19 protein-coding genes are annotated in these 21458 nt (G+C 64.6%); 4 read left to right on the top strand and 15 right to left on the bottom strand.

All coding sequences use genetic code 11. The features are described from left to right. Positions 1–2 precede the first annotated feature (2 nt). From era to rpoZ, 7 genes are all read right to left on the bottom strand, one after another. Positions 3–929, bottom strand: coding sequence for a GTPase Era (gene era, locus ACQR1L_RS33170; protein WP_434862116.1), 927 nt, complete (start codon positions 927–929; stop codon positions 3–5). Next, entirely contained in the window at positions 919–2013 is a 1095-nt protein-coding gene (rnc, locus tag ACQR1L_RS33165) for a ribonuclease III (protein ID WP_434862115.1), read from the bottom strand. The genes era and rnc overlap by 11 nt, the downstream gene beginning before the upstream one ends. Further along, positions 2010–2771 carry a signal peptidase I gene (gene lepB, locus ACQR1L_RS33160; protein ID WP_434862114.1) on the bottom strand — a complete coding sequence of 254 codons (762 nt, stop codon included), beginning with the start codon at positions 2769–2771 and terminating at the stop codon, positions 2010–2012. The genes rnc and lepB overlap by 4 nt, the downstream gene beginning before the upstream one ends. Positions 2772–3060: 289 nt before the next feature. Then, positions 3061–3480 (bottom strand): holo-ACP synthase, encoded by a 420-nt coding sequence (gene acpS / locus ACQR1L_RS33155; RefSeq protein ID WP_434862113.1) that lies wholly within the window; start codon positions 3478–3480, stop codon positions 3061–3063. Further along, complete coding sequence (locus ACQR1L_RS33150) at positions 3477–4244, bottom strand: pyridoxine 5'-phosphate synthase (protein ID WP_434862112.1); 768 nt, start codon at positions 4242–4244, stop codon at positions 3477–3479. The genes acpS and ACQR1L_RS33150 overlap by 4 nt, the downstream gene beginning before the upstream one ends. 97 nt (positions 4245–4341) lie before the next feature. Continuing rightward, complete coding sequence (locus ACQR1L_RS33145; protein ID WP_434862111.1) at positions 4342–6645, bottom strand: RelA/SpoT family protein; 2304 nt, start codon at positions 6643–6645, stop codon at positions 4342–4344. 168 nt (positions 6646–6813) lie between these two features. Next, positions 6814–7206 carry a DNA-directed RNA polymerase subunit omega gene (gene rpoZ / locus ACQR1L_RS33140; protein WP_006612728.1) on the bottom strand — a complete coding sequence of 131 codons (393 nt, stop codon included), beginning with the start codon at positions 7204–7206 and terminating at the stop codon, positions 6814–6816. A 350-nt stretch (positions 7207–7556) separates the two neighbouring features. Here rpoZ and ACQR1L_RS33135 point away from each other — a divergent pair, with 350 nt between their 5' ends. Both ACQR1L_RS33135 and ACQR1L_RS33130 read left to right on the top strand, forming a co-directional pair. Further along, the gene (locus tag ACQR1L_RS33135) at positions 7557–8210 is read left to right on the top strand and encodes an NYN domain-containing protein (RefSeq protein ID WP_434862110.1); all 654 of its coding nucleotides are present in this window, start codon (positions 7557–7559) and stop codon (positions 8208–8210) included. Continuing rightward, on the top strand, positions 8191–8877 hold the full coding sequence (locus ACQR1L_RS33130; protein ID WP_434862109.1) for a uracil-DNA glycosylase: 687 nt from the start codon (positions 8191–8193) through the stop codon (positions 8875–8877). The genes ACQR1L_RS33135 and ACQR1L_RS33130 overlap by 20 nt, the downstream gene beginning before the upstream one ends. A gap of 427 nt (positions 8878–9304) precedes the next feature. Here ACQR1L_RS33130 and ACQR1L_RS33125 read toward each other — a convergent pair whose 3' ends face one another. The 4 genes from ACQR1L_RS33125 to dapA are packed head-to-tail and all read right to left on the bottom strand — an operon-like array spanning position 9305 to position 11769. Beyond that, positions 9305–9889: a peroxiredoxin gene (locus ACQR1L_RS33125; protein ID WP_434862108.1), complete on the bottom strand. Its 585-nt coding sequence runs from the start codon at positions 9887–9889 to the stop codon at positions 9305–9307. 60 nt (positions 9890–9949) lie between these two features. Then, positions 9950–10423, bottom strand: coding sequence for an SsrA-binding protein SmpB (gene smpB / locus ACQR1L_RS33120; RefSeq protein WP_434862107.1), 474 nt, complete (start codon positions 10421–10423; stop codon positions 9950–9952). 1 nt (position 10424) lies between these two features. Continuing rightward, complete coding sequence (gene mscL / locus ACQR1L_RS33115; RefSeq protein ID WP_434862106.1) at positions 10425–10841, bottom strand: large conductance mechanosensitive channel protein MscL; 417 nt, start codon at positions 10839–10841, stop codon at positions 10425–10427. Between the two features lie 37 nt (positions 10842–10878). Continuing rightward, a complete protein-coding gene (gene dapA, locus ACQR1L_RS33110; protein ID WP_434862105.1) occupies positions 10879–11769 on the bottom strand; it encodes a 4-hydroxy-tetrahydrodipicolinate synthase in 891 nt (296 codons plus the stop codon). 321 nt (positions 11770–12090) lie between these two features. Here dapA and ACQR1L_RS33105 point away from each other — a divergent pair, with 321 nt between their 5' ends. Further along, a complete protein-coding gene (locus tag ACQR1L_RS33105) occupies positions 12091–14421 on the top strand; it encodes a transglycosylase SLT domain-containing protein (protein WP_434862104.1) in 2331 nt (776 codons plus the stop codon). A 72-nt stretch (positions 14422–14493) separates the two neighbouring features. Here ACQR1L_RS33105 and ACQR1L_RS33100 read toward each other — a convergent pair whose 3' ends face one another. Both ACQR1L_RS33100 and ACQR1L_RS33095 read right to left on the bottom strand, forming a co-directional pair. Beyond that, entirely contained in the window at positions 14494–15984 is a 1491-nt protein-coding gene (locus ACQR1L_RS33100; protein ID WP_434862103.1) for a porin, read from the bottom strand. Between the two features lie 666 nt (positions 15985–16650). Further along, positions 16651–18144, bottom strand: a complete 1494-nt coding sequence (locus ACQR1L_RS33095; protein ID WP_434862102.1) for a porin — start codon at positions 18142–18144, stop codon at positions 16651–16653. Positions 18145–18527: 383 nt separating this feature from the next. On the opposite strand from ACQR1L_RS33095, the gene ACQR1L_RS33090 reads away from it, so the two are divergent. Next, entirely contained in the window at positions 18528–19067 is a 540-nt protein-coding gene (locus ACQR1L_RS33090) for a MarR family winged helix-turn-helix transcriptional regulator (RefSeq protein WP_434862101.1), read from the top strand. A 67-nt stretch (positions 19068–19134) separates the two neighbouring features. On the opposite strand, the gene ACQR1L_RS33085 is transcribed toward ACQR1L_RS33090, so the two are convergent. Then, positions 19135–20229 (bottom strand): alpha/beta hydrolase family protein, encoded by a 1095-nt coding sequence (locus tag ACQR1L_RS33085; protein WP_434862100.1) that lies wholly within the window; start codon positions 20227–20229, stop codon positions 19135–19137. A gap of 632 nt (positions 20230–20861) precedes the next feature. Beyond that, positions 20862–21458 (bottom strand): porin (locus ACQR1L_RS33080; protein WP_434862099.1); only part of this gene is annotated, 597 nt, incomplete at its 5' end.

The raw sequence follows: 21458 nt of genomic DNA, 5'->3' as shown, positions 1-21458 counted from the left end.
CGTCATTCCCTGGGGAACTCGAGTCCCATTTCCCGGTAGCGGTCGGGATCGTCGCCCCAGTTCTCACGCACCTTCACGAACAGAAACAGGTGCACCGGCACGCCGGTGATCTCGGCGATCTCCTTGCGCGACTGGGCGCCGATCGACTTGATCGTGGTGCCGCCCTTGCCGAGCACGATCTTGCGCTGGCTGTCGCGCTCCACGAAGATCGTCTGCTCGATCCGGATCGAACCGTCCTTGCGCTCGGTCCAGCTGTCGGTCTCGACCGTGGACTGATACGGCAGCTCCTGATGCAGATGCGAGTAGATCTTCTCGCGGGTGATCTCGGCCGCGAGGTGACGCATCGGCGCGTCCGACATCTGGTCTTCGGGATAGTGGAACGGCCCGGGCGGCACCATCTCCGCCAGCGCCCGCCTGAGATCGTCGACACCGTCGCCTGAGATCGCCGAGATCATGAAGGTGCGGGCGAAAGACAGCTTCTCGTTGGCGGCCGCGACCAGCGCCAGCAGCTTTTCGCGCGGCACCAGGTCGACCTTGTTGACGACCAGGATCTTCTCGTGAGCGACGCCCGACGCCTTGTCGATGATGGCCAGCGCTTCGTCGTCGAGGCCCTTCTTGGCGTCGAGCAGCACGCAGACGAGATCGGCGTCATGCGCCCCGCTCCAGGCCGTCGTGACCATCGCGCGATCGAGCCTGCGCTTCGGCGAGAAAATGCCGGGCGTGTCGACCAGGATGATCTGCGATGGGCCTTCGATGACGATGCCGCGGATCAGCGCGCGCGTGGTCTGCACCTTGCGCGAGACGATCGTGACCTTGGAGCCGACCAGCGCATTGACGAGGGTCGACTTGCCGACATTGGGCGCGCCGATCAGCGCGACGAAACCGCAGCGGGTTGCGGCCGCCGGCCCGGCCTGTTTTTCAGCCGTCATTGCTGCCGCCGCTGACGCCTTCGCGTTCGATCATGACGGATGCCGCCACCTTTTCCGCCGCACGCTTGGAGCCGCCAATGCCTTCTGCGGGCTCCAGGCCCGGCAGATCGACGGCGACACGGAACTGCGGGTCGTGATGCGGCCCGGTGCGCTCGACCTCGCGATACACCGGCGTCGGCAGACCCTTGCCCTGCGCCCATTCCTGCAACACGGTCTTCGGGTCGCGCAGCGGACGCCGCGGCTTGTGCATCCGCTCGGTCCAGTTGCGCTCGACGAAGCCCGCGGCCGCCGTATAGCCACCGTCGAGGAAGATTGCGCCGATCACGGCCTCGCAGACATCGCCGAGGACCGACTTGCGGAGTCGCGCGCCGGCGCCGGCGCCGACCGCCCCGAGCTTGATATCGTCGAGCAGGCCGAGCGACTTGGCGACGTCGGCGCAGCTCTCCTTGCGGACGAGATCGGCCAGGCGCTTCGACAGCTCGCCCTCGTCAGCGCTCGGAAACGAGCGGTACAGCATGTCCGACACGATCAGGCCGAGCACGTGGTCGCCGAGGAATTCGAGCCGCTGGTAGCTGTCGCCGCGCTTCTTGGCGGATTTCAGCGCCGAGACGTGAGTGAATGCGGTGCTGAGCAGCGACGGATCGGCGAAGCGGTGGCCGATGCGCGCCTCGATCGCGGCATTGGCGGCCTTCTCGGCCGCCTTTGCGCCCTTGGTGGCGCCGGTCCCCGCGCTCTTGGCGCGCCGGCTGCCCTTCGCCTTGCCCGGCTTCGCATCGGCCTCCACGGCCGCAGGCGCGGCACTGTCAGCCTCAGTCGGGGGCGGCGCCGCGGGAACGGGCTCGACCTTCGCGTCGCTGCGCGGCTCGCTCTTCAGCTCGCCCTTCGCCTCACCCTTGATGTCGCTCTTAACTTCACTCTTGGTCTCGCTCCGGGCCTCGGCCTTCGGCTCCGACCGCATGTCGGCTTTGACCTCGGATCTCGGGCGCGAGGCGGCCTTCGGCGTCGCCTCGATCGCACCCGTGCCGGGTTGCGCGCTCGAAACGGCGGCCTGCGTGGTCTGCACCTCGGTTGAGTCGTTGGTCATCGCACGATTTTGAAGATTCTGTTCCAGCGCACCGACACCGGCCAACGCCAGAACGCCCAGGCATGCTCGCCTTCGGCAATGGAGAAGAAGATCAGTTGCGCCCGGCCGACGATGTTCTCGAACGGCACATAGCCCACCTGGCTCAGGAAGCGGCTGTCGGTCGAGTTGTCGCGGTTGTCGCCCATCATGAAGAAATTGCCGGGCGGCACCGTGTAGACGGCGGTGTTGTCGACATAGCCATTGTCGACGCAGTCAAGCGTCTCGTAGCTCACGCCGTTCGGCAGCGTCTCCTTCCAGCGCTTCACGCGCGCAGTGGAGTCCGGCTGGCCGCACGGGTCCTCGCCGACGAAGTCGGACAGGCGCTCGCGCTGGACGGGCTTGTCGTTGATGTACAGCAGCCCCTCGCGCACCTGGATGCGGTCGCCCGGCAGGCCGATCACGCGCTTGATGTAGTCGGTGGTGTCATCCTTGGGCAGGCGGAACACGACGATGTCACCCCGGCTCGGCTCGGAGCCGAAGATGCGGCCGGAGAAGATCGGCGGCGACAGCGGGATCGAGTAGTGGCTGTAGCCATAGGAGTATTTCGAGACGAACAGATAGTCCCCGACCAGCAGGGTCGCCTTCATCGAGCCCGAGGGGATATTGAACGGCTGGAACAGGAACGTGCGGATGACCAGCGCGATCAGCAGCGCATGAACGACGACACGAACGGTTTCACCGAGGCCGCTCTCAGTCTTGGTTCCGGAGGTCACGCTCATCGCTCTTTCAATGTCCTTTGGCGAATGGTCCGACGATTCGCCAGCCTTTGCCGAACACCCCTCCGTCCGCGAACACAATACCGTTCCGCGGCTTGAGGGAAGTCTGTCCTGATTCTGGTGGTGAAGGCCAATTCCGGTTTGACCCAGAATCCGCCTACGAAGCAGCCGGTTCGATCCCGGCGGGTTTTAGACGACTGTGCGGGGCGGCGCAATCAATCGCCGCATCAAAACTACATAACTCGCTGAAAACGATCGCATTTTTGTTTTCCCGCCGGCATCCCGGGTGCCGTCAAGATGTCTCCCGGCGCACCGCCGAAATTATGACGAAGGCCTGGGCCAGCGGCCAGTCGTCGGTGATCGACAGGTCGATGCGGGCCTCATGCCCCTCGGGAACAAGCGCTTTCAGCCGCTCGGCCGCCCCGCCCGTGAGCTGCATGGTGGGCCGGCCACCGGGCAGGTTGACCACCCCCATGTCGCGCCACCAGACGCCCTGGCGGATCCCCGTCCCGAGCGCCTTGGAGCAGGCCTCCTTGGCCGCGAATCGCTTCGCATAGGTGGCGACGACCATCTTCTCGTTCTTGGCCCGCCGCTCGGCCTTGGCGCGCTCGGCCTCGGTGAAGATGCGGTTCAGGAAGCGCTCGCCATGCCGTTCGATCACCTCGCCGACCCGGCGGATGTCGATCAGGTCGGAACCGATGCCGATGATCATGCCGAGGTCCCGGCCTGGGCGCGGCCGCGGTCCATCGCCGCCCGCATCGCCTTCACGGTCGCCGGCAGGCCCACGAACAGCGCCTCGCCCATCATGAAGTAGCCGATGTTGAGCTCGCGGATCTCGGGCAGTGCGGCGATCTGCTCGGCGGTGGCATAATCCAGGCCGTGGCCGGCATGGACCTCCAGTCCCGCGGCATAGGCCCGCTTCGCGCCAGTGACGATGCGCTGCCACTCGGCCTCCGCCTTGTCATGATGGCCGTCGGTGATGGCGTCGCACCAGCCGCCGGTGTGAATCTCGATCACAGGCGCGCGCAGCCGCGCGGCCATCTCGATCTGCGCGGGATCGGCGGCGATGAACAGCGACACCCGGATGCCGGCGTCGCTCAGCCGGGCGATCGCCGGCGCCAGCGCGTTGTGCTGGCCGACCACGTCGAGACCGCCCTCGGTGGTCAGCTCCTCGCGCCGCTCCGGGACCAGGCAGCAGGCATGCGGCCGGGTCGCGAGCGCAATCCGCACCATCTCCTCGGTGGCCGCCATCTCGAAGTTCAGCGGCTTGGAAATCTCGGCCTTCAGCCGGGTCATGTCATCGTCGCGGATGTGCCGGCGGTCCTCGCGCAGATGCGCGGTGATACCGTCGGCGCCGGCCTCGATGGCCAGCAACGCCGCCCGCACCGGATCAGGCGCGCGACCGCCGCGTGCATTCCGCAAGGTGGCGATGTGGTCGACATTGACGCCGAGGCGAAGCTTCGGAGGGTGGGACATCGGCAGGCTCGCAAAGGTCTCGATCATTGAGGCCGCTGGTTTAGCGCATCATGAGAGCAAACGCTGCCGCCAAAGCGGCAGATGAGCCATTCACCCTCTAGCCATTCACCCGGTCGACCCGCGCCACGATGGTCTTCGCGCGCAACTGGTTGATGATCGCCGAGAGATGCTTGAGGTCGTAGACCTCGAGGTCGATCGTCAGCTCGGTGAAGTCGGGCGAGCGGCGGCTCATGCTGATGTTGTCGATGTTGCCGTCGTGCTCGGCGATCACGGTCGCGACCTGGGCGAGGCTGCCGGGCTCGTTGACGTTCTCGACCCGGATGCGCGCCGGGAAACGCTGCGGAGTGGTCTCGTCGACGTCCCAGCGCACGTCGAGCCAGCGCTCCGGCTCGTCCTCGAAATCCTTCAGCGCCGGCGACTGGATCGGATAGATCGTGATCCCCTCGCCCGGCGTCACGATGCCGACGATACGGTCGCCCGGCACCGCCCCGCCGTTCGGCGCGAACTTCACCGGCAGGCCGGAATTGAGACCGCTGATCGGAATGGCGAACGGACCGCGATGCGGCTCAGTCGCGGGCGCTGCCGACTTGGCGGCAGTCGCGGGCGCGGCCGTTTTCTTGGCGCCGTAGCGCACGACGCGCTCTTCCTTGTAGTCGGGATACATCGCGCGGGCGACGTCGGAGGCCTTGATCTCGCCGCGGCCGACCGCAGCCATCACGTCCTCGATCGACGCGCGCGCCAGCCGCGGCAGCGCGCCTTTCAACTTGTCGTCGGCATATTCCAGCTTGGTGCGCTCGAACAGGCGCTCGACGATCCGGCGTCCGAGACCGGCGTATTGATCGCGCACCGCGGTGCGCGTGGCGCGCCGGATCGCCGCCCTCGCCTTGCCGGTGATGGCGAGCGTTTCCCACGCCGAAGGCGGGGCCGACTGCGCGTCCGAGGTCAGCACCTCGACCTCGTCGCCGTTCTGCAGCTCCGAGGACAGCGCCGCGAACTTGCCGTTGATCTTGCAACCGACGGCGCTGTTGCCGACGTCTGTATGCACCGCGTAGGCGAAGTCGATCACATTTGCGTGGCGCGGCAGCGCGATCAGCTTCCCCTTGGGGGTGAAGCAGAACACCTGATCGTGAAACAGTTCGAGCTTGGTGTGCTCGAGAAACTCCTCGGGATTGGAACTCTCGGAGAGGATGCCGATGGTGTGGCGCAGCCAGGCGAAGGCGTTCGATTCGCGCTTCAGACGTTCGGTAGGCGATGCCAGATCGTCCTTGTAGAAGGCATGCGCGGCGATGCCGAGTTCGGCGATCTGGTCCATGTCCTCGGTGCGGATCTGCAACTCGACGCGCTGCTTGCCCGGCCCGATCACAGTTGTGTGTATGGAGCGGTAGTCGTTCTGCTTCGGCGTCGAGATGTAGTCCTTGAAGCGGCCCGGCACGACCGGCCAGGTGGTATGCACGATACCGAGCGCGCGGTAGCAGGATTCCAGATCCGGCATGATCACGCGGAAGCCGAAGATATCGGACAACTGCTCGAACCCGACGGACTTGCGCTCCATCTTGGTCCAGATCGAGAATGGCCGCTTGCGGCGGCCGAACACGCGTGCCGTCAGACCATGCTCACGGAACTTGCGTGCGAGCTGGCTCTCGATTTCCCCGATCAGGTTGCGATTGCGCTCCGCGAGCGCATCGAGCCGCTGCATCACTACGCTATAGGCCTGCGGATCCAGCGTGCGGAACGAGAGATCCTCGAGTTCCTCGCGCATTTCCTGCATGCCCATGCGGCCCGCGAGCGGCGCATAGATGTCGAGAGTCTCCTCGGCGATGCGTCGGCGCGACGCCTCCGGCACGAACTCCAAGGTGCGCATGTTGTGCAAGCGATCCGCGAGCTTGACCAGCAACACACGCACATCATCGGCAATCGCCAGCAACAGCTTGCGCAGGTTTTCGGCCTGCTTGGCCTCGCGCGACACCAGCTCGAGCCGCTTCAGCTTGGTCAGCCCCTCGACGAGCGCGCCGATCTCGGGCCCGAAGAAGCGATCAATCTCGGCGCGGGTCGCCTCGGTGTCCTCGATCGTGTCATGAAGCAGCGCCGCGACGATGGTGGCGTCGTCGAGCTTCAGGTCGGTCAAAATGGCCGCGACCTCGAGCGGATGGGTAAAATACGGGTCGCCGGAGGCGCGGGTTTGCGAGCCGTGCGCCTTCATCGCGTACACATATGCGCGATTGAGCAGATCCTCGTTCGTGTCCGGATTGTAGGAGCGGACCCGCTCGACGAGGTCGTACTGCCGCATCATCCGGGACCGCGGCTTCTGCGCCCGTGGCCGCTCGGCGGGCGGCGGCGGTGCCACGGCGGCCGATTCGGCCGCCGCCTGCATCTGCGAGGGTGTGTGGCCCGAAACCGCCATGGAAAATGACTAAACCTTTATCTTCGTGACCGAATCCGCCCGACGCGGGCGCCTGACGCGCACCTATGGTAATCACGGAATCACGTTCAAATGCAAAGGCCCGGACACGGTCCGGGCCTTCACATTCTCACAAGTTAATCCGCTGCCGCGCGAACGATGATAGGGCTGTCACTCGTCCTCTTCGGGCTGCTCTTCCGGCGGCGCGAGGCCTTCGAGGCCCTTCAGCAGCTCTTCCTCGGTCATCCGCTCGACAGCGACCTCGGTGTCGTCGGCGTCGACGCTGGCACCAGCGGAGCCGATGAGAGGCACGGTGTCCGGCTCCGGCTCGTCGACCTCGACGAACTTCTGCAGCGAATGCACCAGTTCTTCCTTCAAGTCCTCGGGAGAAATGGTCGAATCCGCAATCTCCCGGAGTGCCACAACGGGATTCTTGTCATTATCTCTGTCAATTGTAAGTTGTGATCCCGACGAGATCATGCGCGCGCGATGCGCGGCCAGGAGGACCAGGTCGAACCGATTGTCTACCTTGTCGATACAATCTTCCACGGTCACGCGCGCCATTGTCGCTCCGGTCCTTTGTGTGCTTAATATGCTGATTATGTTGGGCTAGTTATAGAGACTGACCGGTTTTCGCAAGACTAAACTGGCGCTTGGTCTCAGTAACGGGCAAGGAGTAACCAATTCCTAACCCTTGCTGGCGGGCCCTTCCGAGCCGCAGAACGGGCTTTGGACAAGAAAACGCTTCATTGCGTCATCACAACTGCGCCTTTGTTGCCCCGATCACCCCCGTTTGCGGTATCGTCACACCCGACCACCGCACGAGCCTCGGCAATCTTGGCAAGTATCTTGGAATGCGCGACCGGGCTGGAGTCGCGCCAAAAAACAGAAGCTAACTGAACGCGAGACACTGAATGTCATCTTCGACCAACAAGATTGCGCTCTTCATTGACGGCGCCAACCTATACGCTACGGCCAAGACTCTCGGCTTCGACATCGACTACAAGCGCCTGCTCAAGGAATTTCAGAGCCGCGGCACGCTGCTTCGCGCGTTCTACTACACGGCGATCATCGAGGATCAGGAGTACTCGTCGATTCGCCCGCTGATCGACTGGCTCGACTACAACGGCTACACGGTCGTCACCAAGGCGACCAAGGAATTCATCGACGCCAGCGGCCGCCGCAAGGTCAAGGGCAACATGGACATCGAGCTCGCCGTCGATGCTATGGAACTCGCCGAGCACATCGACCAGATGGTACTGTTCTCGGGCGACGGCGACTTCCGCTCGCTGGTCGAGGCGATGCAGCGCCGCGGCGTTCGCGTGACCGTGATCTCGACCATCTCGAGCCAGCCGCCGATGATCGCCGACGAACTGCGCCGTCAGGCCGACGTCTTCACCGACCTCGTCGAGCTGCAATCCAAGCTCGGCCGCGATCCCTCGGAGCGTCCGGCGCCGCGCGAGCCGCGGCATCATTCGCCGCAATTCCTGCAGCGCTCGACCACGACGCCTGCCCGCACGCCCACCCCCGCTGCGCCTACCGGCAACGATGACGATTTCGACGACTAGGCGGCGAGCGGGCTCTGCGCCCGCGCCGTCTGCGCCGTCATCGACAGATCCCGGCAGAGACTGTCCGCTGTGCCCTCGCCTCGTGGATTTCCGCGAGGCGCAGCGCGCACGTGAACCGTCGTGGTTCAACGCGCCGGTCCCGTCTTTCGGCGATCCTGACGCGCGCGTTCTGATCGTCGGTCTCGCGCCTGGGTTGCAGGGAGCGAATCGCACGGGACGGCCATTCACGGGCGACTATGCCGGCGAGTTGCTCTACGGCACCCTGCTGAAGTACGGCTTCGCCAACGGTCGGTTCGAGGCCCGGCCCGATGACGGGCTGACGCTGGTGGATTGCCGGATCAGCAATGCCGTGCGCTGCGTGCCGCCGCAGAACAAGCCGCTGCCAGCGGAGATCAACCAGTGCCGCGCCTTTCTCGGCGCCACCATCGCCGCGATGCCGCGGTTGCGCAGCATCGTCGCGCTCGGCCGCATCTCGCATGACACACTGTTGAAGCTGCTGGGCTTGCGCGCTGCCACAGCGCCGTTCGGCCATGGCGCGGTGCATCAGGCCGGCGCGGTCAGGCTGTACGACAGCTATCACTGCTCACGCTACAACACGAACACCGGTGTGCTGACCACGGAGATGTTCCACGCCGTGTTCGCGCGCGTGAAGGCGGAGATGGACTAGGTCGGTTTGGCAGCCCTGAAGCTCGCAACCTCCCCTTGAAGCTTAGGCCACGAGTACGTGCACGTGAATGCGCCCTCGCCCCTTGTGGGAGAGGGCATGTACGGCTTATCCGCTAGCTCGGTTGGGTGAGGGGTTTCTCTCCGCCAGCGTCGCCCATGGAGAGAGACCCCTCACCGAACCGAACTCGCGGCGCTTTCCTACATGCCCTCTCCCACAAGGGGCGATGGCGCTGTATTAGACAGCGTATGCGCTGAGACGGAGTACGCGCTCTTGATGTGAGGTGGGCAAAGGCGCGACCGCGCTCTGTCCCACGCTGCATCGCGATGGCGCCGGCCTCGCTATGTTGCTGATGAGTTCGCCCATTGATGGTGGGCACGCCACCGCCTGCGGCGGCCGCTTTGTCCACCCTACCCTGTCCCTCGCACAATCATGCCGCAGCGACTCGATTCTCCTTCAGCCACCCCAGCACGTCGCCCGCGTTCCGGTCCGGCGGAAACACCGGATAGAAGACGTGGGTGATGCGCGCATCGTCGACGACCATCGCGAGGCGCTTGATCAAGGTGAGACCGGCGATCTCCATCGTCGGCAGACGCAGCGCGTGGGTCAGTTCGAGCATCTCGTCGGACAGCACCGGAAACGGCAGATGCAGACGGGCCGCCATCTCGGTCTGGTAGGCGTTGCTCTGCGTCGACAGGCCGAACACGTGGGCGGCGCCTGCCGCCTTCAACTCGCCGAACAGGTCGCGGAAGCTGCAGGCCTGCGGGGTGCAGCCGCGCGCGCCGGGAATCAGGTCCCAGTCTTCGACCAGCGACACCTTGCCCGGCTCTCCGGTTCGCGGATAGGCGAAGATGACGGTGCGCCCCGGCAGGTCCGACAGCGTCACCACCGTATCGTCGGTGGCGCGCAGGCGGATCGCGGGAAGCGTCATTCCCACCAGATGCTCGGCCGCGCCATCATCGGTCGGCGCCGGAATGAGGCTCCAGTCGACGTTCAACAGGTTCTTCTGGTTCATCGGCTCGCTTCCCTGGCCTGGGCGGACCGTCGCGGAAAGCGCGATAGCAGCTGACGCGCGTCAGCCGCGCGCCCGCAGCAGACGGCCCTTCTCGCGGCTCCAATCGCGCTTCTTCTCGCTCTCGCGCTTGTCGTGCAGCTTCTTGCCTTTGGCAACCGCGAGCAGGAGCTTGGCGCGGCCGCGCTCGTTGAAATAGAGCTTCAACGGAATCAGGGTCATGCCTTCGCGGTCGACGGCGCCCAGCAGCTTGTTGATCTGCTTGCGATGCAGCAGCAGCTTGCGCGGCCGCTTCGGCTCATGATTGAAGCGGTTGGCCTGCAGATATTCGGGAATGTTGGCGTTGATCAGCCAGATCTCGCCGTCGCGTGAATCCGCATAGGATTCCGCGATCGTCGACTTGCCGCTGCGGACCGACTTCACCTCGGTGCCGGTCAGCGCGATGCCGGCCTCGATGGTGTCCTCGATCGCATAGTTGAACCGCGCCTTGCGGTTCTCGGCGGCGACGGTGATCTTGGGCTCGTTCTTGTCGGCCACGTCAGGCTTTCTTCAGGAGATCCCTGATCTCGGTCAGCAACTCGACTTCGCGCGAAGGCTTCGGCGCCGCCGCAGGCTCACTCTCCTGCAGTCGCTTCAGCCGGTTCATCACCCGGATGATCATGAACAGCACGAAGGCGATGATGAAGAAGTTCAGGGTCAGTGTCAGGAACTGTCCATAAGCGAGCACGGCGCCCTGCTTCTTGGCATCGGCGAGGTTGCCGGCGCTCACCGACTTGGACAGCGGGATGAAGTAGTTCGAGAAGTCGAGGCCGCCGGTGATCGCGCCGATGATCGGCATAATGACATCGGCGACCAGCGAGTTGACGATGGCGCCGAAGGCCGCGCCGATGATGACGCCGACCGCGAGGTCGACGACGTTGCCCTTCATCGCGAATTCACGGAATTCCTTCAACATGTCTGTCTCCCCATCAGACGTGAAAGAACGGCCCGACTCAGTTGATCAGCCCGGCATGAACCATGGCCTGGCGCACCGCGATCCGGGTCGGCTCGGACACCGGAACCATCGGCAGGCGCAGCTTCTCCTCGAGCTTGCCGAGCAGCGACAGCGCATACTTCACCGGCGCCGGGTTGGATTCGATGAACAGGTTGGTGTGCAGCGGCATAAGCTTGTCGTGGATCTTCAGCGCGGTCGCGAGATCGCCCTTCTGCCAGGCGGTGTGGAACTCCGAGCACAGCCGCGGCGCGACGTTGGAGGTCACCGAGATGCAGCCATGGCCGCCATGCGCCATGTAGCCGATGATGGTGGCGTCCTCGCCGGAGAGCTGGTTGAACTCCTCGCCCATCGCCGCGCGCTGCTGCGACACCCGCACCATGCTGGCGGTGGCGTCCTTGACGCCGGCGATGTTCTTGAGATCGAACAGCCGCTTCATGGTGTCGACGGACATGTCGATCACCGAGCGCGGCGGGATGTTGTAGATGATGATCGGAATGCCGATCGCATCGTTGATGGCCTTGAAGTGCTGATACAGGCCTTCCTGGGTCGGCTTGTTATAGTACGGCGTGACGACCAGCACGGCATCGGCGCCCGCCTTCTCGGCATGCTGGGCGAGCTCGACGGCTTCCTTGGTGGAGTTGGAGCCGGCACCGGCGATCACCGGGACGCGGCCCTTGGCCTCGGCGATGCACCACTCCACGACCTGCTTGTGCTCGTCATGGCTGAGCGTCGGGCTCTCGCCGGTCGTGCCGACCGGCACCAGGCCATGGGTGCCCTCCTCGATCTGCCAGTTCACCAGGCTCCGGAACGCCGCCTCGTCGACCGCGCCGTTCTTGAAAGGCGTCACCAAGGCGGTGAAAGAGCCCCGGAAATTCGTCTTGGCTGCCATGAAACTCCTCCCAAACGCCTTTTGGCCCCTGCACGAACGCACTTCATAACGGGTCTGCCGACGGGGCGGAAGGCCCGCCCGCGACGGACCTGCCTTCTCAACAGGCACCATTCGACCGCCAAACCGACCGGCCAAGCCGCCCGCGCCGTCGAAGATGGCGAACGCGGCGGACGGCTGGCGGAGCCTCACGCCGCCCTTCGGTCGTGATTTCGCCCCGGTGTTGGCGCAGGTTGCAATCCTTCCCTGCACATTTAGGATTTGTTCACCTTTTCGATAGACCCATTAGTCAGGGATCGTAGACATCCGTTGCAAAGGAACGCCGTGCCCTTTTCTGCCCGCGCCGCTGCATTGCGATCGACCGCCCTTTCGGTGTCTCTCTCGGTGTCCTTGGCCGCCGGCCTGACGCTCGGACCGGCGCTCGATCTGGCTCTCGCCAAGGAAAAGGACAAGGCGACGACCGCCAAGACTCCGATCAAGGTTCCGATGCCGAAGGTGCGCCCGATCGCGCGCGGCGCGGTTCCGAAGCCTGCCGAGACGGCCGAGACCAGAAGCAAGGTGGATGCCCGCGCGGAGGTGAAGGCGGACGCCAAGTCCGCCGCGAAGGCGACGGGCGACGTGCCGCGGTCGGCCCCGGCGCCAAGGGACATCACCCCGCCCCCGGCCGCCAGCCTGCCGCCGCGCCATCATGCCGCCCTGCCCGCCTCCCGGAAGCCGGCCGTCCCGGCCGCGATCGCCGCGACGGCATCGACCTCGCAGTCGGACAAAGAGGCGCTGGAGAACGTCATCGAGCTCGTGCGCAAGCGCAAGCCCGACGACGCGACTCAGGTCGTGCAGGCAATCTCCGATCCGGTCGCGCGCAAGCTCGCCGAATGGGTGATCCTGCGCAGCGACAACAACAATGTGAGTGTCGAGCGCTATCGCGCCTTCATCACGGCCAATCCCAGCTGGCCGTCGCAGACCTTCATGCGGCGCCGGCTCGAGGCTGCGCTGTGGGACGACAAGCGCGATGATTCCGTCGTGTGGTCCTGGTTCGAGAACGAATCGCCGCTGTCGGCCAAGGGCCGCTTCGCGCTCGCCCGCGTCCTGCTCAACCGCGGCGACCGCGCCAATGCCGAACGGCTGGTGCGCGAGGCCTGGCGCAGCGACGCGATGTCGGAAGAGACCGAGAACAACGTGCTCGACCAGTTCGGCGCGCTGTTGTCCGGCGGCGACCACAAGGCGCGGATGGACACGCTGCTGTATGGCAGCGAGCACGACGCGGCGATGCGCGCCGCGCGGCGGCTGGGCTCAGGGCATGTCGCACTCGCCAAGGCGCGGATCGCGGCCTATCGCAAGGCCTCCAACAGCCAGAGCCTGCTGGAGGCGGTGCCGCGCGAACTCCACGGCGATCCCGGCTACATCTTCAGCCGCATCCAGCTCCTGCGCCGCGACGAGAAGTTCACGGAAGCCGCGCAGCTGATGCTGAGCGCGCCGAAGGATCCCGGCCGGCTGCACAATCTCGACGAATGGTGGATCGAGCGCCGGCTGCTGGCGCGCAAGATGATCGATACCGGCGAATACAAGAGCGCCTATCTGATCGCCCGCGACGCGGCGCTGCCGAACCGCGACATCTACAAGACCGAGCAGGAATTCACCGCCGGCTGGATCGCACTGCGCTTTCTCAACGATCCCGCCACCGCCGCCCAGCATTTCGCCCGCATCGGCGTCGGCAGCGTCAATCCGACGACCCTGGCGCGGGCCGGCTATTGGCAGGGCCGTGCCGCGGAGGCGATGGGGCGGATGCAGGAGGCGCGCGCGGCCTATCAATCGGCGGCGGAGCAGTCGACCAGTTATTACGGCCAGCTGGCACGCGCCAAGCTCGGCCTGCCGCAGCTCGGCCTCAACGCCGCGCCGACCGGCCGGGGCCGCGGCATCGAGCGGCTCGAAGTCGTTCGCGCGGTGCAACTGCTGTACGACATCGACGAGGGCGAGGTCGCGATCCCGATCTTCTCCGACATGGGCGACAATGGCGATCCCGATGTGCTGGTGGGACTTGCGGAGATCGCGGGCCGCAACAGCGACGCGCGCGCGATGCTGCTGGTCGGCAAGGCCGCGCTCAATCGCGGGCTGCCGTTCGACCACTACGCCTATCCGGTGTCCGGCATCCCCGCCTTCCGCTCGATCGGCCCCGAGGTCGAGCAGAGCGTGATCTTTTCGATCGCGCGCCAGGAGAGCGCCTTCAACCAGGCGGTGGTGTCGCCGGCGCAGGCCTATGGGCTGATGCAGGTCACGCCGGATGCCGGCCGCTATGTCTGCAAGCGCGCCGGCGTCAGCTTCGACCTGAACCGGATGAAGACCGACCCGGTGTACAACGCGCAACTCGGCGCCGCCGAGCTCGGCGGCCTGCTCGAGGACTATCGCGGCTCCTACATCATGACGTTCGCGGCCTACAATGCCGGCCGCGGCAGCGTGCGGAAATGGGTCGAGCGCTATGGCGACCCGCGCGATCCCAAGGTGGACGCGGTGGACTGGGTCGAGCTGATCCCGTTCGCGGAAACCCGCAACTATGTCCAGCGGGTGATGGAGAATCTGCAGGTCTATCGCGCCCGCTTCGGCGGCGGCTCGCGGCTGCAGATCGAAGCCGATCTGCGCCGCGGCGCTGTTGTGGAGTAGCGAGTAGCGAGCGGAGATCTGACGTCTCGGTCAACCCCTGTTCGCTACTCCCTATTCGCCACTCGCCTCTTCTTACCAGTTGCGCTGGGCGCGCAGCAGCAGCGAGACCGAATCCTGGTCCTTCAGCTGATACGTCGTCGCCGGCTTGGCCACAGCCGCAGCCACCGGCGCATTCGCATTCCCCGTGAACTTCTGGTCAAGCCTGGTCCAAGCGACGTCCGCCGAGAAGGTCAGGTTCTTGACCGGCGTCCAGCGCGTGATCACGCCCACCGTGGAGATGTTGAAGTCCGGATTGCAGTTCGCCGGCGTGATGCCGAGGGCAACCATGCCGGCGCCATTGCAGATCAGGGCCTTGGCGGTCGCGTTGTAGGTCACGGCGCTCCAGGAGCCGTAGATCGCGGTGTTCCAGGCCGGATCCCAATTGTGGGTGAAGGCGCCGCGGAAGCCGTAGGTCGTGGTCAGCTGCTGTTGGGTATTGGCTCCGAACACGGAATCGGACACGCCGGCGAAGCCCAGGCTCTGGAAGGCGCCGGGCACGTTGGTGCCGCCATACATCGCGTAATTGATCGGTGCGAGGCTCTGGAAGTTGTAGCGGCTGGCGCCGTTGGTGTAGACGCCCTGCACGTTCAGCGTATCGCCCGGACCGGTCGGAATGTTCTTGATCGAGAGGGCGAGCTGGCCGGCATATCCCCATTTGTCGGCCGGATGCCCGGTGGTTTCATTGCCGCCGAAGAAGGCGGCATGATTGTCGTGAGCCGCGAAGGACGCCTGGAACAGGCCCCAGGCCTGGTCGACACGCACCATGCCGACGATGTCGGGCGCGACGTTGCCGCCGAAATTCGACGCGCCATAAGCGCCCGTGATCACGCCGGCCGCGGTCTGCCCGGCCGTGTTCCAGATCTGCGATTGCGAATATTGCGTCGCGTCCTGCAGCGAGATCGCGGCCGTGATGCCGGAGCCGAAGTCGGCGGTGTAGGTGAACTGGTTGACGCCGGTGATGGTGCCGCCGCCGCCGGTCAGACCGTCGAAATTGTTGCCGGGATAGTTCGCCCAGGGCGCATCGAACTGCGACACGGCCTTGCCCATCGTGAAGCCGGCGAACTGGATGAAGGCATAGAAGACGCCGAGCGTGCCGCCTGCGATCGCGTCACCCGTATAGGTCGACGGGTTGGAGCCCGTCGTGGTGCCGCCCGTCCACTGAAACACGCCGTCGAAGAAGGTGCGGACGACGCCGTACTCCGTCGCGGTGCGAGTGTCGATATTGAGGTCGGCCCGCGAGCGCGTCGTGTAATAGTTGCTGAGACGGTTCCGAGCGCCGCCAGCGCCGTTCACGGCATTCTGGAAGATGGTGTTGGTGCCCAAGCCGGCTTCGGCGCGCAGATAGCCGCCGAGCTTGATGCAGGTGTCGGTTCCCGGGATGTAGAAGAACCCCGCGCCGTACATCGAGCAGACCCGCACATACTCGACCGCTTTGGCCTTGATCGGAAGGTCGGCTGCCTGAGCCCCACTCATGGCGAGCAACGTCGCCGCTGAGCCCAGAACAAGGCTCCTCACAGTCTTCATACTAACCTCCAAAATTGCTCAGTTCAGACCGGCCCGGCTCGACATCGAACGACCGTCCCCACGGTCAGCCCGTCTCCAGCTGCACCACAGTGCTCGCGCATAGCGTGGCACTCGGAACGATCGCGAGGCGAACTTGGTGTTTTATCGGACCATTCTCGTGGCCGGCCGGATCATGCATGTGGCGCGACGACGGCGCGGCACGCCCGCATCCGACACTCCGGATTAATGTGTGCCCGGTGCACGCGACCGCTGAATGCATGTCGCGGTTGTGGCGGCAATGCAGCGGCATTGATCTCAACGCGGGCCGACATGCGCCATGACCCACAAGTTCAGCGCCCCGCTGCCGGCCACGCCATGTGTTCGATATCTGTCCAGTGAGCAAATCGTGCGATCGCCGAACGGCACAGGGTCGTCGCTCTCACGCATGTGTGAGCAGAGCAGCCACACAGCCGTCGCGAAGATCCAGCCTGATGCCGCCGCACCTTCCGGTTGCTTCTGGGAAAGCGAAACGCTCGTCAGGCGTCGGCAGGGATCTCGACGACAGCACGGAGGGGTTCGACAGATGGCAGCGATCGCGCAGACATCGATGAAACGAAGCGAACCATGAAACAAAGAAAAACCCCCGGCGGTTGCCCGCCGGGGGTTCGTCAGACCGTCGTCAGACGATCAGAAGTTGCGCTGAGCGCGGAGCAGCAGCACAGCCGACTGCTGATCCTTAAGCTCGTACACCGCGGCCGGCTTGGCAGCGGCAGCGTTGCCGGTCGAAGCGATCACGCCCGAGTTCTTCTGGTCGAGCCAGGTGTAGGCGAAGTCAGCCGAGAACGTCAGGTTCTTGACCGGGGTCCAGCGGGTGATCACGCCGACGGTGGCGAGGTCGAAGTTCGGGTTGCAGGTCGAGCCCGCACCGAACGCCGCCAGCACCGCGCCGCTGCAGATCAGGCCGCGAGCCGTGTCGTTGTAACGAACAGCAGCCCAAGAACCGTACACCGCAGTGTTCCAGGCCGGGTTCCAGTTGTGGGTGTAGCCACCACGGAAGCCGTAGGTCGTGGTCAGCTGCTGCTCACCGCCCGTCGCGAAGACGGAGTCGGCGATGCCAGCAATGCCGATGCTCTGGTAGGCGAGCGGGTTACCCGTGCCGCCGTACATGGCGTAGTTGTTCGGCAGCAGGCTGTGGAAGTTGTAGCGGCTCGCACCGTTGGTGTAGACGCCCTGGATGTTGATGGTGTCGCCGGGGCCGGTCGGGATGTTCTTGATCGACAAGGCCAGCTGAGCAGCCCAACCCCACTTGTCAGCCGGGTGACCGGTGACTTCGGTGGCGCCGTAGTAGGCGGTGTGGTTGTCATGCGCAGCGAACGAAGCCTGGAACAGACCCCAAGCCTGGTCGACGCGGACCATACCGACGATGTCCGGAGCGACGTTGCCGCCGTAGCTCTGGGCGCCGTAGACGCCGGTCACGAAGTTCGCAACCGTGTTGCCGGTCGTGTTCCAGAGGTTGTTCTGGGTGTAGGCCGTCGCATCCTGCAGCGAGATCGCCGCCGTGATGCCCGAGCCGAAATCAGCCGTGTAGGTGAACTGATTCACACCCGTGACCGTGCCGCCGCCGCCGGCGAGACCGTCGAAGTTGTTGCCCGGATAGTTGGTCCAGGGCGTGTCGAACTGCGACACGGCCTTACCCATGGTGAAGCCGGCGAACTGGATGAAGGCGTAGTACACGCCGAGCGAGCCGCCCGCGATGCCGTTGTCGGTCGCGCCGTAGGCCGACGGGGCCGAGCCGGCGAAGCCACCGGTGGTCCAGGAGAAGGTCAGGTCAGCGAAGGTGCGGACCACGCCGTATTCGGTCGCGGTGCGCGTGTCGATGTTCAGGTCCTGACGAGCGCGAGAGGTGTAGTAGTTGCTGAGGCGGTTGCGGGCACCGCCCGAACCGTTGAACGCGCCGTTGAAGTCGCTGTTCGTGTTGAACGCGGTTTCAGCGCGCAGATAGCCGCCCAGCTTGATGCAGGTGTCGGTGCCGGGGATGTAGTAGAAGCCCGCACCATACAGGGAGCAAACCTTCACATACTCGACCGCTTTGGCCTTGATCGGAAGGTCGGCCGCCTGAGCCGCGGACATGGCGAGCAGAACTGCCGCCGAGCCGAGGACAAGGCTCTTAACCGTCTTCATTTAAACCTCCAAGTTGCTCTTTTGAGAAAGAACCGGACCAGGATCCCCCAGGACGATCCGCTTCCTCCGCTCCCGAAAAACCGCTTCAGTCGCTTCGCGCCATCGGACACACCCGCATCACGCGAGGGACTTAAGCGAAACCACCTGTTACGGGACGATCGAGTAACCCCCCACCGTCGTCAGGAACTATGCCTTCGCTCATTCGGTAAGCAAAATAGTTTATGCAGTCAGGTAATTGAATGAAGCCGAAATGTGTCTTGAGGGCAACACCGAGGCAGCTTGTTGTGCAACGCAAGGGGCTCTGCGGATTACCTCCTAGATAAGTGATTTTGTTGCGGATTTTTTTTCTTTAGGGTCGAGTCTCGTACTGGATCTCCTGAGCAATGGCGCCCTTGAAGAACATGTCTGCCGCACCTGTGGAAACGGACGCGCAACCGCAGACGGCTGAAAATCCGCCGAAGAATCGCGACGCCATCCTCCGCTTCGCCCGCGAAATCTCGACCATCAACGTCCATCTGGAAGAGCTGCGTTACTTCTGGGCCAAGAGAATCGGCATCAGCGGGCCGCAATGGATGATCCTGATGGCGATCTCCGAGCTGGATAAGGGCGAAGGCGTCGCCGTGAATGCGGCGGCCAAGCGACTGCACGTCGATCCGTCCTTCGTCACGACGCAATCGAAGCTGCTCGAGAAGAAGGGCTTCATGGAGCGGAAGCCCGCCGCCAACGACGCGCGCGTCGTGCTGATGTCGCTGACGGACAAGACCTCGCAACAATTTGCCGAGCTCGAAACGCAGCAGTTGCAGATCTTCGGCTTCATCTTCGAGGAATTCGACGCGCACGAGCTTGCGACCTTCACGGACAAGCTCGCCGGTCTCAAGGACCGCTTCGAAAAGGCCAGTGCCCGACTCACGATGGGTCTCTGACGACCGATCGGATCACGACCGACAATCCCGAACTGTCGTCAGGCCCGCCGCCGGACCGGCGCCGGGGTCAGCCCACCACGCGGGGACGCGCGACCAGGCGGCGCGCGAGCCAGTCGAAGACGAAAGCATCCGCCTCCAGCGCAGCAGCGCCTTCTCCCGACACGATTTTGAGCGTGATGTCGGGGTGTTCGCGCCTGATCTGCGCGACGAGCCGCGTCGCGATGTCCGCCCGCAGCCAGCCGCGTTCCGGCACTGTCACCAGCAGCGGGCACGTAATCTGCCGTGCCGCGAGGCCATCGCTCGCGATCGGCATCCGGCCGCGCGCACTGCCGGCGAGTCGGCGCGACAGGAAGACCCGTTCGTGAATGTCCCACAGGCCGGCGTCGCACACCGCGGCCGCATAACGCGGGTCGAGGGCGATGCCGCGCGCGACGAAGGATGAGCTCCAATCGTCGGCAAGGATCGCAATCCGGCTGTCGTCCACATCATCGCGCGACGTGACGTAGTCCGTGACGCTCGCAATCGCCGATTCAAGATCGGGGCGGCCGACGATCTCATCGAATCGGCATTCCAGGCCGCTCCCGAGCAGATCGACGACGAGAAGGGCCAGGCCGCGCTGTTCCGCGTGATATGCGAGCTTGAACAGCGACGTCTCCTTGCGACGGCCGGGCTCCCCGATGCAGATGACGGTCGGCGCCCTGCCCGCCTCGCCGCGCGCCGGCAGAAAATAAGCTTCGAGCGGATAGTCGGCGCGCCAGGGAATCGTCACGACCTCGCCTTGCGGGTCGGTCGAGCGCAGGAAGTCGCGGGCACATTCGCGCATGCGCGCCAGCGCGGCCGATTGGTGCGACCGGGAACTGCTGAACGGACAAGCCGCCGCCTCATAGCAATCGACCGCCCGGGACCATTTGCGAAACGCGAGTTGAAAATCACCAGTGGTGGCAGCATCGCTTGCAGCAGACTTCATCCCGTCCGCGCAGGCCATCCACTCGCAATACCAGGACTCGTCATCGCTGGCGTCGATCCGCTGCGCGGTGGCGAGACATTCCGCCAAGTCCGCCCGGCCGTCCGGCCGCGCCTCCAGCAGACGCGTGATCACACCAGCCAGATCTTCTTGCTCCGACCACGGACGCAGAACTTCCAGAGAGCCTTCCGAACTCATCTTGGACTGATTCCCCACTCACGCGACGGTGTATGTCCCCGTCATCTTACGGTCATCGTGACCATCCGGGGTTTTCCGGTCAAGCACATGTGTCAGGATTTTTCGCTTTGCGAACCTCAGCCCTGCCGCAACGCCAGCGGCTCAGTGCCGCATCTCGCGACGGGGGCCTGACGCCGGTTTCGGCGCCGTTCCGGGATGGCGCGCACGGACGCGATGACGCACGTCAACGGGGACGCTCTGAAATGAAAACGCCCAGAAGCGAAGCGCTCAGAAAAGAAGAAGCCCCCGGCGGGGCATCGCCAGAGGCTTCCTGGGGTTTAACATCGGATCGTCAGTCTTACAGTTGCAGTGTCGTCCTTGCGGGGACTGATAGATATCAGGCGAGCAAAAATTAGCTTATCAACTCACCTGTTTTCAACATCATTTTTCAAAAAAATACCGTCCCTCGCCAAGCCGTTCGACTATCGAATTTGCAGCGCACAAACAGGGCCAAAGCTGCCGCGTTGGGCAACGCGCCTCCCCGCCATGCAGCTCGTCAAGCCGGGTTTCGTTCGTCGAGGTCCCAGCACAAATAGCAAAAACCCCCGGCAGTTGCCTGCCGGGGGCTCTTGAACCGGATCAGATGATCAGGATCAGAAGTTGCGCTGAGCGCGGAGCAGCAAGGACACCGAGTTCTGGTCCTTGAGCTGGTAGGTCACGCCAGCCGGCTTCGCGACGGTGGCCGAACCCGGGTAAGCAATGTTGCCCGAGTACTTCTGGTCCAGGTTGGTCCAGGCCACGTCAGCCGAGAAGGTCAGGTTCTTGACCGGGGTCCAGCGGGTGATCACACCCAGCGAGGAGATGTTGAAGTCGGGGTTGCAGGTGAAGCCCGCGCCCGCCAGACCAGCCATCGCCGCGCTGCCGCAGATCAGGCCCTTGGCAGTGTTGTTGTAGGACACGGCAGCCCACGAACCGTAGATCGCCGAGTTCCAGGACGGGCTCCAGTTGTGGGTGTAAGCACCACGGAAGCCGTAGGTCGTGGTCAGTTGCTGGTCGCCACCGGTCGTGTAGACCGAGTCGGCCAGGCCAGCGAAGCCGAGCGTGCCGTAGACGCCAGCCGTGCTGCTGCCGCCGTACATCGCGTAGGAGGTCGGCACCAGGCTCTGAGCGTTATAGCGGCTCGCACCGTTGGTGTAGACGCCCTGGATGTTGATGGTGTCGCCGGGGCCGGTCGGGATGTTCTTGATCGA

This window comes from Bradyrhizobium sp. HKCCYLR20261, from assembly GCF_051168435.1.
Taxonomy (GTDB): domain Bacteria; phylum Pseudomonadota; class Alphaproteobacteria; order Rhizobiales; family Xanthobacteraceae; genus Bradyrhizobium.
Note: the sequence above shows the minus strand (reverse complement) of the source record. Positions and strands in the feature narration are given on the sequence as shown.

Coding starts and splice junctions, on each gene's coding strand:
- ACQR1L_RS33130 (WP_434862109.1), top strand. CDS start 8,191: ATGACGATTTCGACGACTAGGCGGCGAGCGGGCTCTGCGCCCGCGCCG.
- ACQR1L_RS33090 (WP_434862101.1), top strand. CDS start 18,528: ATGGCGCCCTTGAAGAACATGTCTGCCGCACCTGTGGAAACGGACGCG.
- ACQR1L_RS33085 (WP_434862100.1), bottom strand. CDS start 20,229: ATGAGTTCGGAAGGCTCTCTGGAAGTTCTGCGTCCGTGGTCGGAGCAA.
- rnc (WP_434862115.1), bottom strand. CDS start 2,013: ATGACCAACGACTCAACCGAGGTGCAGACCACGCAGGCCGCCGTTTCG.
- acpS (WP_434862113.1), bottom strand. CDS start 3,480: ATGATCATCGGCATCGGTTCCGACCTGATCGACATCCGCCGGGTCGGC.
- ACQR1L_RS33100 (WP_434862103.1), bottom strand. CDS start 15,984: ATGAAGACTGTGAGGAGCCTTGTTCTGGGCTCAGCGGCGACGTTGCTC.
- dapA (WP_434862105.1), bottom strand. CDS start 11,769: ATGGCAGCCAAGACGAATTTCCGGGGCTCTTTCACCGCCTTGGTGACG.
- ACQR1L_RS33095 (WP_434862102.1), bottom strand. CDS start 18,144: ATGAAGACGGTTAAGAGCCTTGTCCTCGGCTCGGCGGCAGTTCTGCTC.
- ACQR1L_RS33145 (WP_434862111.1), bottom strand. CDS start 6,645: ATGGCGGTTTCGGGCCACACACCCTCGCAGATGCAGGCGGCGGCCGAA.
- rpoZ (WP_006612728.1), bottom strand. CDS start 7,206: ATGGCGCGCGTGACCGTGGAAGATTGTATCGACAAGGTAGACAATCGG.
- lepB (WP_434862114.1), bottom strand. CDS start 2,771: ATGAGCGTGACCTCCGGAACCAAGACTGAGAGCGGCCTCGGTGAAACC.
- ACQR1L_RS33135 (WP_434862110.1), top strand. CDS start 7,557: ATGTCATCTTCGACCAACAAGATTGCGCTCTTCATTGACGGCGCCAAC.
- ACQR1L_RS33150 (WP_434862112.1), bottom strand. CDS start 4,244: ATGTCCCACCCTCCGAAGCTTCGCCTCGGCGTCAATGTCGACCACATC.
- era (WP_434862116.1), bottom strand. CDS start 929: ATGACGGCTGAAAAACAGGCCGGGCCGGCGGCCGCAACCCGCTGCGGT.
- mscL (WP_434862106.1), bottom strand. CDS start 10,841: ATGTTGAAGGAATTCCGTGAATTCGCGATGAAGGGCAACGTCGTCGAC.
- ACQR1L_RS33125 (WP_434862108.1), bottom strand. CDS start 9,889: ATGAACCAGAAGAACCTGTTGAACGTCGACTGGAGCCTCATTCCGGCG.